This window comes from Azospirillum sp. Marseille-Q6669, assembly GCF_965111635.1.
Genome location: NZ_CBCOOP010000001.1, coordinates 404,524 through 416,845, shown reverse-complemented (window position 1 = coordinate 416,845; position 12,322 = coordinate 404,524). Strand labels below are relative to the sequence as shown.

The following is a 12,322-nucleotide window of genomic DNA, read 5'->3' as shown; positions in this document are numbered from 1 at the left end:
GCGGTGCGGCGTCCAGGACGTCACTGAGACGAACCGCATTCCGAACCGACAAGGCCAGCGGCCTTCTACCGGGAGACATGCCCGCAGATGGTCCTTCCACCCCTCCGATCTCCCCGCTTGGCGGCGACCTCTTCACGCCCAAGGATGTCCACGCAATCACCAAAGCGCAGGAGATGGCGCGGCGGAAGGAGGCCCAGGACCTCGAAAGGAAAAAGCAGGAGGAGCAGAGCGCGGGGACGCCGAAATCGAGATCGTGCGCTTTCCCAGCGGCTATTGCAGCGATGGCGGCCGTGCGATCAACAATGTCGAGCCCGACTGGCCGGACAGCCTCGCCGGCTTCATGCGGGAGGTCTACGACAGTTGCGGGCGATGTCGGCGTCTTCCTGCACTGGTGATCGCCGGCATCCGAACGCACCGACGCCCGGCCAAGGAATGGCCGGGCGCGGTCGTCGCCGAAAATGTGGAGAGAGACCCCGTCCTTACGCGGTCGGGCTGGCCTTGGAGGCCGAGGAGATGGTGTTGTTGGCGACGTTCTGGCTGATGCTGTCGGCGATGGACACGGCGGAGCGGCCGTTGTTGTTGTTGAAGATGTTGTCGTGCACGTCGAGCGTGATCGACCCGGCGCCCTTCAGGTGCTCCATGATGCCGCCGTTGTTGTTGAAGATCTCGTTGCCGTAGATCTTGTAGGTGACGCTGGTGCCCTGGTTCTGGCCGACCGAGATGCCGACGTTGGCGTTGCCGTAGATGGTGTTGTCGTAGATCTCGGTGCTCGACTTGGCGAGGATGCCGGCGCCGCGCGGGTTGTCGTAGATGGCGTTGCCGTGGATCTTCAGCGTGCTGTTGGCCTGGCTGTGGTCGTGGTACAGCCCGTGCGACCGGCCGTCGCCACCGCCGGCGCCGTTGTTGAAGATCGTGTTGTCGGCGATCTCGCCGCTCAGGATGCGGCCGTTCCAGCCCGAATACACACCGTCGGTCCGCCAGCCGTTGTCGCTGATGGTGTTGTTGGTGAAGTACTGGTCGGCGTTGTCGGCGGAGTAATGCACGATGCCGTAGGCGCCGTTGCCGTCGATGGTGGAATGGTCGATCCGCAGCCCGTGGGACGTGCCGCTGATGACGACGCCCGAGCCCTGGTTGTCCAGGATCTGCGAGTTGGTGACCTTCACGTTGTCGGCGCCGCCGTTGAGCAGCAGGCCGGCATCGCCCGAGCCCTTCATGGTCAGGCTGTCGAAGGTGATGTTGTCCTTGTTGTTCAGGCTGACGGCGTAGCTGGAGCCGCTGGCCGCCTCGATCACCGGGTTGGCGCCGGTGCCGTAGGCGCCGTAGACGATCGGCTTGTCGGAGGTGCCGGAGGTCGAGGCCAGAAGGCTGTCGTGCCAAGTCTCGCCACGCTCGAACAGGACCAGCGAACCGGCCGCGAAGTTGGTCGAGTTCACCTTGTCCAGCGACTTCCAGGCCTGGTTCGCATCATGGCCGGAGTTGCTGTCGCTGCCGTTGGTCGCATCGACGTAGTAGATCTGCGAGGCCGGGGTGGACGGGTAGTCCGACGTGCCGGAGGTCGGCGCCGTGGGGGCGGCCGGGGCCGCGGCGGCGGTCGTCGCGAAGAACTCCTTGGGAGCGGCGACGGCCAGCGTGCCGTTCCACCACATGTTGGCCTGACCCGGAACGACGTCCTTGCCGTCGAGCGCGCCCTTGTCATAGGTGACCGACGGATCCGTCGGGGCGACCTTGTGGCCGTTGATGGAGATGGCGTTGACCGTCAGGTTGCGGTCCTGCCCATCGACAGCGCCATCGTTGTCGTACTGGATCTGAATCTTGTGCGCCTGATCGGCAGTCACGTTGGCGTCGAAGGAGAAATCCTTGGCATCACCGCCCGCGGAGCCTTCGCCGACCACGGCGCCGTCCACCAGCAGTTTGAAATGGGGCGAGACGCCGCCCGCGGCGGTGCCGGAAGCGTTCACGACGATCTTGGCGGTGGAGGCGGCAGCGGCCGTGGCGTCGGCCAGCGCCAGAGGCTGTGCGGTGGTCTGGAGTGCCTGGAGATGGAGAATTGAGTCCGGCGTCGCGGCGCTGTCGGCGGTCACCGGGGTGATGCTATCGACAACAGCCTGAAACGGATCGGCAGCAGAATCACCGACAAAACCGGTCGTGTCGGCGTGGTTCTGATGATCAAGCTCAATGGCCATATGATCCATGGTCTTCACTCTTTCCTTTTTACAGCGCCACGTTTGTGGCGGTGGGCGGGAATGTGCGCGGATCGCGCCGTCCCGCTTGCTGTGTGCTCAATCGTTTTCGACAGGACCGGAGCCTAGCCAGCACCGTGTGGCCTTAAATGGTTCGATTTTAGGATAATTAGTTTTTGAAGTGCGCCAAATCCATCACAGGAATTCTCCCAACGAAAGTGGTAGTTCCTCGAATTTAGGAGTTAACACTAAGGATGTAACTCTTTCGGTAAATTTTTGAAATTGCAGCGAACTACAAGAATTTAGCCGCCGATTATCGATGGCTTCTTGCGCCGCACCCAATGATTGGGCCCGGTCGTCCTGTGACATTCCTGTTGAAGAAAGCTGGGATGCCACATACCATACGCCACACGGACAGTTTGGATAACAAACAATCCGTCTCGCCAGACAATCCAAAAATGATGAGCCGTGCCGACGGAAGCCCGGCCACCCAAAAGGGAAGGAATGAGGCATGAAGGACGTACAGCGCCCGCGCTGCGCGCGGAAGACCCCTTTTGACTCCTTCGCTTTTAAAAACACGCCAAGAAGAACGCTCGCCGGCGGAACGGCCCTGGCCGGCGCGCTCGGCCTTCTGCTGCTCCCGGTCGCGGCCCAAGCCGCCTGGGAGCCGACCAAATCGGTCGAATTCGTCGTCCCGGCGGGAACCGGTGGCGGCGCCGACCAGATGGCGCGGATGATCCAGGGCATCATTCAGAAGAACAACCTGATGGGCCAGCCCATCGTCGTCATCAACAAGTCGGGCGGTGCCGGCGCGGAAGGCTTCCTCGACGTCAAGTCGTCGAACCGCAACCCGCACAAGATCATCATCACCCTGTCCAACCTGTTCACCACGCCCCTGGCGACCGGCGTTCCCTTCTCCTGGAAGGACATGACCCCGGTGGCAATGCTGGCGCTGGACAACTTCGTCCTGTGGGTGAACAGCGAGGCCGCGCAGAAATCGCCCAAGGAGTTCGTCGAGGCCGCCAAGGAGGGCGGCGCCAACCGCTTCAAGATGGGCGGCACCGGTTCCAAGCAGGAGGACCAGATCATCACCGCCGCCATCGAGCAGTCGGCGGGCGTCACCTTCACCTACGTCCCCTACAAGGGCGGCGGCGACGTGGCGGCCCAGCTCGTCGGCAACCACATCAACGCCAGCGTCAACAACCCAATCGAGGCGGTGTCGCAATGGCGGGCCGGCGCGCTGCGGCCCTTGTGCGTCTTCGACAAGGAGCGCATCCCGCTGAAGGAGCCGGTGGCCGATGGCAAGTCGTGGAACAGCATCCCGACTTGCAAGGAATCCGGGCTGGACGTGGAATACACCATGCTGCGCGGCATCTTCATGGGGCCGGGCGTCACGCCGGAGCAGATCGCCTATTACGTGGACCTCTTCAAGAAGGTCCGCGAGACGGAGGAATGGAAGGACTTCATGGCGAAAGGGGCCTTCAACGTCAGCTTCAAGACCGGCGACGAGTTCAAGACTTGGCTGACCGCGGCGGAAACCCAGCATAAGACGCTGATGGACAAGGCGGGCTTCACCAAGCAATAGCCCCTCCTGTCCGACGCGCGGCCCCCGGGGCATCGCGCCCCGGGCGCCCTCCCCAACCTTTCGGGTTTTCGTGGGAGTGAGCCATGGAGCATGAAACGCAGAACAGTGATCCGGTCGTCTCGAACCGGACCATGGAGATCGTCGTCGCCGGGCTGTTCGCCCTCGTCGCCCTGGTGGTGATGGCCGACAGCATCCGCGTCGGCAACGGCTGGGGGGCCGACGGGCCGAAGGCCGGTTACTTCCCCTTCTATGTCGGCCTGATCATGCTGGTCAGCAGTCTGGCCACGCTGGCTGTCAACCTCTGGCGCCACAGCGGCGAACGGACCGCCTTCGTCGAGAAGCACCAGCTCGCCCTGGTTCTCAAGGTGCTGGTCCCCAGCGCCGTCTTCGTGATCCTGACGGCCTTCCTGGGCATCTATCTGTCGGCGGTGCTGTTCATCGCCTTCTTCATGCATTGGGTGGGCAAGTATCCGCTCAAGACGATCCTGCCAGTCGCCATCCTCGTGCCCGCGGGCCTCTTCGTGATGTTCGAGATCTGGTTCCTGGTTCCGCTTCCCAAGGGACCGGTGGAGACGATGTTCGGGTTCTGACGGGTCCAGTTTTTACCAGTCCAGTTTTTAAATGCCGGGGCGGCCGCGGGAACGGCCGCGCACACCGAAGCAGCGGCGGGCATCCGCGACGAACCAGCCCATGCGGCGGGGACGAACCCCGTCCTGCGCACTCAAGACGCGACCTTTCCAAACGGAACGGGCGCGGATGCCGGAAAGGGAGGGAAACTTGGAAGCGCTCGGGTCACTCATACACGGGTTCGGCGTGCTCGCCGATCCTATGAACATCGCCTACATGTTCATCGGCATCACGCTGGGCGTCCTGATCGGCGTGCTGCCGGGGCTGGGCGGGGCGAACGGGGTGGCGATTCTGCTGCCCCTGACCTTCAGCATGTCGCCGACCTCCGCCATCATCATGCTCTCCTGTATTTATTGGGGAGCGTTGTTCGGCGGGGCCATCACCTCGGTCCTGTTCAACATACCGGGCGAGCCCTGGTCGGTGGCGACCACCTTCGACGGCCACCCCATGGCGCAGAAGGGCCACGCGGGCGAGGCGCTGACGGCGGCCTTCACCTCGTCCTTCTTCGGGGCGTTCGTGGCGGTCCTGCTCATCACCTTCCTGGCCCCGGTGATCGCCGGCTTCGCCCTGCGCTTCGGCCCGGCGGAGTTCTTCGCGGTCCAGCTTTTGACATTCTGCAGTTTCGTCGGCATGGGCAGCGAATCCCCCTTCAAGGTGCTGTGCGCCATGATGCTGGGATTCGCGCTGGCCGCGGTCGGGCTGGACAGCGTGACCGGCGAGCTGCGCATGACCTTCGGGTCGGTGGAGCTGCTGCGCGGCTTCGACTTCCTGATCGCGGTCATCGGCCTGTTCGGCATCGGCGAAATCCTCCTGACCATGGAGGAGGGGCTGGCCTTCAAGGGCAAGAGTGCCAAGATCAACGCCAAGGTCGTTTGGGAGACTTGGAAGAGCCTGCCCCGCTACTGGGTCACCGCCATCCGCGGCTCCATCGTCGGCTGCTGGATGGGCATCACGCCCGGCGGCGCCACCCCGGCCTCCTTCATGAGCTACGGCCTCGCCAAGCGCTTCTCCAAGAACCGCCAGAATTTCGGCAACGGCGAGGTGGAGGGCGTGGTCGCCCCGGAAACCGCGGCCCACGCCGCCGGCACCAGCGCGCTGCTGCCCATGCTGACTCTGGGCATCCCCGGCTCGCCCACCGCGGCGGTGCTGCTGGGCGGCCTGCTGATCTGGGGGCTCCAGCCCGGCCCGCTGCTGTTCGTCGAACAGAAGGAGTTTGTCTGGGGCCTGATCGCCAGCATGTATCTGGGCAACATCGCCGGGCTGATCGTGGTGCTGACCACGGTTCCGGTCTTCGCCTCGATCCTGCGCATCCCCTTCAGCATCATCGCGCCGGTCATCGTGGTGATCTGCGCGGTCGGCGCCTACACGGTGCACAACGCCTTCCTCGACATCGTCATGATGCTGGTGTTCGGCGTCGTCGGCTACGTCTTCAAGAAGCTGTCCTACCCGCTGGCCCCGCTGGTGCTGGCCCTGGTGCTGGGCGACATGGCGGAAAGCTCCTTCCGGCAGGCCATGCTGGTGTCGCAGGGCGATCTGGCGATCTTCTGGTCCAACCCGCTGGTCGGCAGCATCGTCACCCTGGCGCTGGTCATGCTGTTCTGGCCGGTGCTATCCGCCCTGCTGCGCAAGCGGCAGTCCCGGCAGGACGGCGGGACCGAGGTGATCCCGGTGAAATAGTCATCCCCGTGACATAGCTCCACCCACTCCCCCGCCGGCCTCCGGGACGGGAAGGCCGGCGGGGGGCCTTCTTCTCACATCGGGGGGTTTGGGACGATGGACACGTCCGATTTCATGATCGCTCTGCTCCAGATCATCTGGATCGACATCCTGCTGAGCGGCGACAACGCGCTGGTCATCGCGCTGGCCTGCCGCTCGCTGCCGCCGAAACAACAGAAGATCGGCGTCTTCCTTGGCACCGCCGCGGCCATCGTGCTGCGCGTGCTGTTCGCCGTCATCATCGCCTATCTGCTGGCCATCCCGTACCTGAAGATCATCGGCGGGGCGCTGCTGTTCTGGATCGCCATCAAGCTCATGCTGCCCACCGAGGAGGAGGAGCAGGCGGAACATGCAGGCACCTCCGCCGGGTTGTGGGGGGTGGTCCGCACCATCGTGATCGCCGACGCGGTGATGAGCCTGGACAACGTCATCGCCATCGCCGCCGCCTCGCACGGCAACACGGTCCTGCTGATCCTCGGGTTGGCCATCAGCATTCCGCTGATCGTCTTCGGCAGCACGCTGATCCTGAAGGCCATCGAACGGCTGCCGGCCCTGGTCTATGCCGGCGCGGGGCTGCTCGGCTACATCGCGGCGGAAGTCATCCTCACCGACCCGAGCATCCATTCCCACATGACGGAAAGCCTGCCGGTGCTGACCGGGACGGCACCCTTCGTCGCGGCGCTGGGGGTGATGACGGCCGGCTTCCTGATGGCCCGCAGCATCAACCGCCGCCGCGCCGTCGCGGAAACCGATCCGGCTTGAGAACTTCTCAGCAGGAAGAAGGGCGACGGGGCTCGCGGCAGCGACCGCCCCGGACCGCCCGAAAACGGCTCGGCAGGGCCATGGCGCGCACATCGCTGGTGATCTCGGAGATGAGGCCCGGATCGTTCCGCAAAATCTCCGTCACCACGGCGGCCAACCCGGCCAGAGCGAACACGACGGCAAGACTCTCCAACATGGGGAACTCCGGACTCTGACCACACTCATGCTGCGTTGCAGCAGAGATGGCGCAAAGTCCGTTGGGGAGCAAGGGATAAGAAACGTAGCATTTCGTATACCAGACACGCAGCAGGAGCCGGACACAGGCTCCGCACCGCCAGTTCAGGGAGGAACGTCGAGATGCAAGCGAAGGATGTCATGACATCGCCGGTCATCACGGTGGCGCTGGATACCCCCGTGCCGGACATTGCGGAACTGCTTTTGACCCATCGGATCAGCGGCTTGCCGGTGGTGGACCAGGATGGCCGCGCGGTCGGCATCATCAGCGAGGGGGACCTTTTGCGCCGGGTGGAGACGGGAACCGACCGTCCGCGCGCCCGCTGGCTGGAGATGCTGGTGGGCCGCAACGTGCAGGCCGCCGATTTTTTGAAGACCCATGGGCGCTGCGCGCGCGACGTCATGTCGCGCCCGGTCCAGGCCGTCTCGCCCGACACGGAGATCGCCGAGATCGCCGACCTGATGGAGGACAAGCGGATCAAGCGCGCGCCCGTCCTGGTCGATGGGCGTCCGGTCGGCATCATTAGCCGGGCCAACCTGCTGCACGGTCTGCTCCGCAACCGGCGCGGTGCCGCCGGCTTCGGTGCGTCCGGCGACGAGGCGATTCGCGCCGCGCTGCTGCAGGCGTTGGACGGACAGTCCTGGGTGGACCTTGATCGGATCAACATCGTCGTCAACGACGGGGTCGTGCAGCTCTGGGGCATGGTCGACAGCGAGGAGCAGCGCCGCGCCCTGCACACCGCGGCGAGCGGTGTCAGCGGCGTGAAGCGCGTGGAGGAGCATCTCAACCGGAACCGCTTCGTCGGGTGATCTCCCGGCCATCCGCCCCATCGAAGGAGCAGCCCGATGCCGCCACCCGAACTGTCCGTCCAACCGCTGGATTCCGGCGCCACCTTCCGCAACCAGGTCTACCGAAAGCTGAAGCAGGCCATCATTCAGATGGACATCTACGACCACCCCGGCGACGTCCGGCTGGACGAACGCCAGCTCAGCGGCTTGCTGGGCGTCAGCCGGACCCCGATCCGCGAGGCCCTGACCCTGTTGGAGCAGGAAGGTCTGGTGCGGCTGGAGCCGCGGCGGGGAATCTACATCGTCCGCAAGACCAAGACCGAGATCATCGAGATGATCATCGCCTGGGCGGCACTGGAAAGCATGGCGACCCGCCTCGCCGCCGAGCGCGCCACCGAGGAGGACATCGGCACGCTGTGGAACATCTTCCGCAGCTTCGAGGAGCAGGCACCCTCCGACAACATCCAGGAATATTCCGACGCCAACATCGAGTTCCACAAGGCGATCATCCGCCTCAGCCGGGCACGCATCCTGGAAACGCTGACCGACAACCTGTTCATCCACATGCGGGCCATCCGCAAGCTGTCGATCCGGCAGGACAACCGGGCCGAACAGTCGATGCACGAGCACCGTGACATCATCCGGGCGTTGGAGCGGCGCGACGGCGAACTGGCCGAGCGCCTGGCCCGCGAGCACACGCTGGGTCTGGCCGCCCATGTCGAGCGGCACGGCGATTTCCTCGACTGGCTGCGGCTGGCCGAGGTGCGCAATCCCGAGGCGCGCGGGGCGGAGATCAAGGCAGCGTTCAAGGATGGTCTGCCGCTGATGTAGCGGCGGACAGGGGGCCGTAACTTAACCCTCTCCCCCCTGGGGAGAGGGTGGCCCGAAGGGCCGGTGAGGGGGTTGCGCGTTCACGTCGGGATCGACCAGGCGCACACACTGATCCGCACCGTGGCGGTGAGCGCCGCCTCGGTGACCGATACCGAGCTGGGCGACCAACTGGTGTGCGGGGACGAGGCGATGGTGCTGGCCGACCAGGGTTACAGCAGCAAGGTCCGCCGCGCGTGGCTGAAGGAGCGTGGTATCCGCGACGGCATCATGATGCGGCCTGACAAGCACCATCCGGTCTTTTCGCCCTGGCCCAAGCGACGCAACCGCCTTCTTGCCCAGGTCCGCTTCGCCGTGGAACGACCGTTCGCCGTGCTCAAGGAGCAGTACGGCTTGCGCCGTATGCGCTTTTTCACCCAAGCGCGCAATCACGTGCAGGTCCTGCTCGCCTGCTGCGCCGACGACCTGCGCCGTGCCGCCGGCGTTGGGGCGGGCTGATGGACGAGATCCGTCCGCAGGCCGCCGAGCATCGGGTAAAACCCCGACTTCGGCCGCCATTAGGCCGCTTTGGGACGGGAAATTCGCGGCCAAACAGGAATCTGGTCCTGCTTGGCCGCGCGATATTCAAACAGAGTCCAAAATCCGGCCCTATCGCAAAGCCCTCCTCTGGGGAGAGGGTTGGGCAAGGGGGATTTACGGCCGGCCGGGCGGAGAAAAGTTCTCGCTTCGCAAAGTGAAGTGGGCCGCCTTCGGCGCCCCCTCATTCCAACCTTCTCCCAGGCGGGAGAAGGACCAGGCATCAGGCGGGCGTGGCGGCCTCGCGGCGGCAGTGCAGCAGGCTGAACAGCCCGAAGGGCGGAACGGTCTGCAGTTCCTCCACCTTCAGGCGGGAGCCGGACATCAGCGTGTCCAGCGTAAAGTCGGGCCGCCAGCCCAGCTTCTTGGAGAAGGGCGCCATCCAGTTCTCCACCGAGCGGCGAACGCCCGGCTTGTCGGCGGCGAAGTGGTTGACGATCAGGATGTCGCCGCCGGGCCGACAGACGCGCTCCAGCTCGTTCATCGTGCCCTGCGGGTCGGGGACCACCGTCATCACATACATGGCGACGACGAGGTCGAAGCTGCCGTCGGCGAAGGCCAGCGTGCCAGCGTCCATCTCCAGCAGCCCCTCCACATTTTCCAGCCGCTCGCGGTCAACCCGGTCCTGGGCGACGCGCAGCATGTCCGACGACAGGTCGATGCCGACCACGCGGTTGTCCTTGCGGTAGTCGGACAGGGAGATGCCTGTGCCCACACCCACCTCCAGAACGCGCAAGCCGCCCCGCCGGTTGATCCACTTCACGGCGGCGTGCCGGCCGGACGCCAGCAGGTTTCCGAAGACGGGGTCGTAGAAGCGCGCGTAGCGCCGGTAGGCGGCGCGGATGGAGTCGGCGTCCATTGGGTTTCCCTCACGATTCCTGGCGCAGGATTTTCGGCCGCGACCATAGCGGCCTTTCGCACCACAGGAAAGCCGCAGCGCGCCCTCCTTGTTCCACTCCGGGCCGCAGTTCTGTCTCCGCTTCGGATCGTCATCACATGTGCGGCACGGATGTTGACACCACCATCAACATGACTCATGGTGCCCGTGCGATCACCCCAAATAAGGGATGCCCCCGTGGCCCACGAGATGAGCGGCGAGGAGCTGCGCCGCTACCGCGAACAGCGCGGCATGAACCAGCAGGCTCTGGTCGGCTGGCTGAACGAACGGCTGAACCGGCGCTACGACCGCGCCAAGATCTCCCGCTGGGAAACCGGGGCGGAGCGGATCCCGCAGATCGTCGCGGGCGCCCTGAAGACCGTGACGGAGCCGGTGGGCATCCCCGCCGCGGCGGTGCGGGCGGCCCCGGTGGTGTTCTGCGCCGCCAATCAGAAGGGCGGAGTCGCCAAGACGACCACCTGCGTCAACGTCGCGTGGCTGCTCGCCCAATCGGGGCGGCGCGTGCTGCTGATCGACTGCGACCCGCAGGCCAACGCCACGGTGCATCTGGGCGTCGATCCGCACGAGCGGGAGCTGGCCAAGGCGACCCTGACCCACGCGCTGAAGGCCAGCCGCCCGATGCGGGAGTTCATGACCCCGGTCTGCGACGGCGCCTTCGATCTGCTGCCCTCCTCCATCTCGCTGGCGGCGACCGACCGGGAGCTGCTGCGCCAGCCCAACGGCACGCTGATCCTGCGCGCCAAGATCGCGCAGCTTGCCGGCCAGTACGACTTCGTGGTGCTGGACTGCCCGCCGCATCTGGGCGAACTGACCGTCTCGGTGCTGAACGCCGCCGACCAGCTGCTGATTCCGACCCAGACGGAGATGCTGTCGATGATGGGCATCCCGCAGCTGTTCGAGACCATCGCCGGCGTGCGCGAGCTGGTGAACCCGCGCCTGCAGATTCTCGGCATCCTGCCGACCATGTACAGCCCGCGCCGCCTCCAGGACGAGACGGTGATGAAGGAGCTGCGCGAGCTTGCCGCTGCGGAGCAGCTCCACCTCTTCTCGCCGGTCAAACGGGCCGCCGACTATTCCAAGAGCGTGATGGCCGGGCGCCCCGGCCTTGCCTACAACCCGAACTCCGCGGGCGCGGAAAGCTACCGCGAGATCGCCGACGCCCTGCTGGCTCTCGCCGGGGAGGAGATGCGCCATGGCGCGTAAGCTCGACACCTCCAACGCCGGCCTGTTCAAGCGGGCGCTCAGCCGCACCGGCAGCGGCGGGGGCAGCAACGCCGCCCTGTTCGGCCTGTCCGGCAAGATGCGTCACCGCGAAATCCCGCTGGATCAGGTGGAGCCCAACCCCGACCAGCCGCGGCGCAACGCCCGCGGGGCCGACATCGCGGCGCTGGCCGCCTCGATCGGCGAGCGGGGCCTGCTGCAGCCGATCAACGTGCGGGAGGTCGCCCCCGACCGCTTCCAGATCGTGGCGGGGGAGCGGCGCTACTGGGCCTTCCGCACGCTGGAGCGGGATACCATCCCGGCGCTGGTCATCGACACCGACGACGTTCAGGCGCTGGCCCTGATCGAGAACGCCCAGCGCGTCGACCTGCACCCCATCGACCTTGCTTTGACGCTCGCCAGACTGATCGGCGACAAGGGGCTGACGCAGGAGCAGGCCGCCGTCCTGATCGGCAAGTCGCAGGAGTATGTGGCCCGCCTCCTGGGCATCCTGCGCCTGCCCGCCCGCATCCTGGAGGAGGCTCCGGACCGGACCACCGTCTCCGTGTCCCTTCTCATGGAGTTGGCGGAGTTGCCCGACGAGGCGATCCAGCTCGCGCTCTGGAAGCGGGCCGGCGACGGGTTGACCGTCAAGGACGTGCGAAACGCCAAGCAGAAGCGCAAGGCGGCCCTCCCGGCCACCCCGTCCGCGGCCCCCGCCTTGCGTGCGCTGCGCAGCAATGTGGACAAGATCCACAACCTGCGCGCGTCCGGCCACGCGCTGGCCGAGGACCAACGGCGGGAGCTGCGCGACCTGCGCGACGCCATCGACGCCCTGCTGCGCGAGTAGAATCCCGAAAAGGGCCATGCGAACGGGAATTTTTTTATCACGCCTCCGCGCCGATAGCGGTCATTGGACAGAATGCG

12 protein-coding genes are annotated in these 12,322 nt (G+C 65.6%); 9 read left to right on the top strand and 3 right to left on the bottom strand.

Translation table 11 applies throughout. The features are described 5' to 3' along the window. Positions 1–479 precede the first annotated feature (479 nt). The gene (locus ACWPXE_RS01705; protein ID WP_454016432.1) at positions 480–2,192 is read right to left on the bottom strand and encodes a right-handed parallel beta-helix repeat-containing protein; all 1,713 of its coding nucleotides are present in this window, start codon (positions 2,190–2,192) and stop codon (positions 480–482) included. A gap of 499 nt (positions 2,193–2,691) precedes the next feature. On the opposite strand from ACWPXE_RS01705, the gene ACWPXE_RS01700 reads away from it, so the two are divergent. From ACWPXE_RS01700 to ACWPXE_RS01685, 4 genes are all read left to right on the top strand, one after another. After that, positions 2,692–3,765 carry a Bug family tripartite tricarboxylate transporter substrate binding protein gene (locus tag ACWPXE_RS01700; RefSeq protein WP_454016431.1) on the top strand — a complete coding sequence of 358 codons (1,074 nt, stop codon included), beginning with the start codon at positions 2,692–2,694 and terminating at the stop codon, positions 3,763–3,765. Between the two features lie 83 nt (positions 3,766–3,848). After that, positions 3,849–4,355: a tripartite tricarboxylate transporter TctB family protein gene (locus ACWPXE_RS01695; protein ID WP_454016430.1), complete on the top strand. Its 507-nt coding sequence runs from the start codon at positions 3,849–3,851 to the stop codon at positions 4,353–4,355. Positions 4,356–4,578: 223 nt separating this feature from the next. Further along, positions 4,579–6,069 (top strand): tripartite tricarboxylate transporter permease, encoded by a 1,491-nt coding sequence (locus ACWPXE_RS01690; protein ID WP_454016429.1) that lies wholly within the window; start codon positions 4,579–4,581, stop codon positions 6,067–6,069. Positions 6,070–6,165: 96 nt separating this feature from the next. After that, positions 6,166–6,870: a TerC family protein gene (locus ACWPXE_RS01685; RefSeq protein WP_454016428.1), complete on the top strand. Its 705-nt coding sequence runs from the start codon at positions 6,166–6,168 to the stop codon at positions 6,868–6,870. A 7-nt stretch (positions 6,871–6,877) separates the two neighbouring features. On the opposite strand, the gene ACWPXE_RS01680 is transcribed toward ACWPXE_RS01685, so the two are convergent. Beyond that, a complete protein-coding gene (locus ACWPXE_RS01680) occupies positions 6,878–7,066 on the bottom strand; it encodes a hypothetical protein (RefSeq protein ID WP_237907255.1) in 189 nt (62 codons plus the stop codon). Positions 7,067–7,227: 161 nt separating this feature from the next. Between ACWPXE_RS01680 and ACWPXE_RS01675 the strand changes: the two genes are divergently transcribed. The 3 genes from ACWPXE_RS01675 to ACWPXE_RS01665 all read left to right on the top strand — a co-directional run bounded on the left by ACWPXE_RS01675 (position 7,228) and on the right by ACWPXE_RS01665 (position 9,219). After that, a complete protein-coding gene (locus tag ACWPXE_RS01675) occupies positions 7,228–7,914 on the top strand; it encodes a CBS domain-containing protein (RefSeq protein ID WP_454016427.1) in 687 nt (228 codons plus the stop codon). Positions 7,915–7,950: 36 nt separating this feature from the next. Continuing rightward, positions 7,951–8,724 (top strand): GntR family transcriptional regulator, encoded by a 774-nt coding sequence (locus ACWPXE_RS01670; protein ID WP_454016426.1) that lies wholly within the window; start codon positions 7,951–7,953, stop codon positions 8,722–8,724. Positions 8,725–8,796: 72 nt separating this feature from the next. Next, the gene (locus ACWPXE_RS01665) at positions 8,797–9,219 is read left to right on the top strand and encodes a transposase (protein WP_454016425.1); all 423 of its coding nucleotides are present in this window, start codon (positions 8,797–8,799) and stop codon (positions 9,217–9,219) included. A gap of 301 nt (positions 9,220–9,520) precedes the next feature. Here ACWPXE_RS01665 and ACWPXE_RS01660 read toward each other — a convergent pair whose 3' ends face one another. Next, a complete protein-coding gene (locus ACWPXE_RS01660; RefSeq protein ID WP_145624388.1) occupies positions 9,521–10,156 on the bottom strand; it encodes a class I SAM-dependent methyltransferase in 636 nt (211 codons plus the stop codon). A 216-nt stretch (positions 10,157–10,372) separates the two neighbouring features. Here ACWPXE_RS01660 and ACWPXE_RS01655 point away from each other — a divergent pair, with 216 nt between their 5' ends. After that, the gene (locus tag ACWPXE_RS01655; protein ID WP_454016424.1) at positions 10,373–11,398 is read left to right on the top strand and encodes an AAA family ATPase; all 1,026 of its coding nucleotides are present in this window, start codon (positions 10,373–10,375) and stop codon (positions 11,396–11,398) included. After that, positions 11,388–12,245: a ParB/RepB/Spo0J family partition protein gene (locus tag ACWPXE_RS01650; protein WP_454016423.1), complete on the top strand. Its 858-nt coding sequence runs from the start codon at positions 11,388–11,390 to the stop codon at positions 12,243–12,245. Before ACWPXE_RS01655 ends, ACWPXE_RS01650 begins: the two co-directional genes overlap by 11 nt. The last annotated feature ends 77 nt before the right edge of the window (positions 12,246–12,322 follow it).

What these genes read in the sequence shown, in the direction of transcription:
- ACWPXE_RS01675 (WP_454016427.1), top strand. Translation starts at nt 7,228, where the DNA reads ATGCAAGCGAAGGATGTCATGACATCGCCGGTCATCACGGTGGCGCTG.
- ACWPXE_RS01680 (WP_237907255.1), bottom strand. Translation starts at nt 7,066, where the DNA reads ATGTTGGAGAGTCTTGCCGTCGTGTTCGCTCTGGCCGGGTTGGCCGCC.
- ACWPXE_RS01660 (WP_145624388.1), bottom strand. Translation starts at nt 10,156, where the DNA reads ATGGACGCCGACTCCATCCGCGCCGCCTACCGGCGCTACGCGCGCTTC.
- ACWPXE_RS01650 (WP_454016423.1), top strand. Translation starts at nt 11,388, where the DNA reads ATGGCGCGTAAGCTCGACACCTCCAACGCCGGCCTGTTCAAGCGGGCG.
- ACWPXE_RS01700 (WP_454016431.1), top strand. Translation starts at nt 2,692, where the DNA reads ATGAAGGACGTACAGCGCCCGCGCTGCGCGCGGAAGACCCCTTTTGAC.
- ACWPXE_RS01685 (WP_454016428.1), top strand. Translation starts at nt 6,166, where the DNA reads ATGGACACGTCCGATTTCATGATCGCTCTGCTCCAGATCATCTGGATC.
- ACWPXE_RS01705 (WP_454016432.1), bottom strand. Translation starts at nt 2,192, where the DNA reads ATGGATCATATGGCCATTGAGCTTGATCATCAGAACCACGCCGACACG.
- ACWPXE_RS01670 (WP_454016426.1), top strand. Translation starts at nt 7,951, where the DNA reads ATGCCGCCACCCGAACTGTCCGTCCAACCGCTGGATTCCGGCGCCACC.
- ACWPXE_RS01695 (WP_454016430.1), top strand. Translation starts at nt 3,849, where the DNA reads ATGGAGCATGAAACGCAGAACAGTGATCCGGTCGTCTCGAACCGGACC.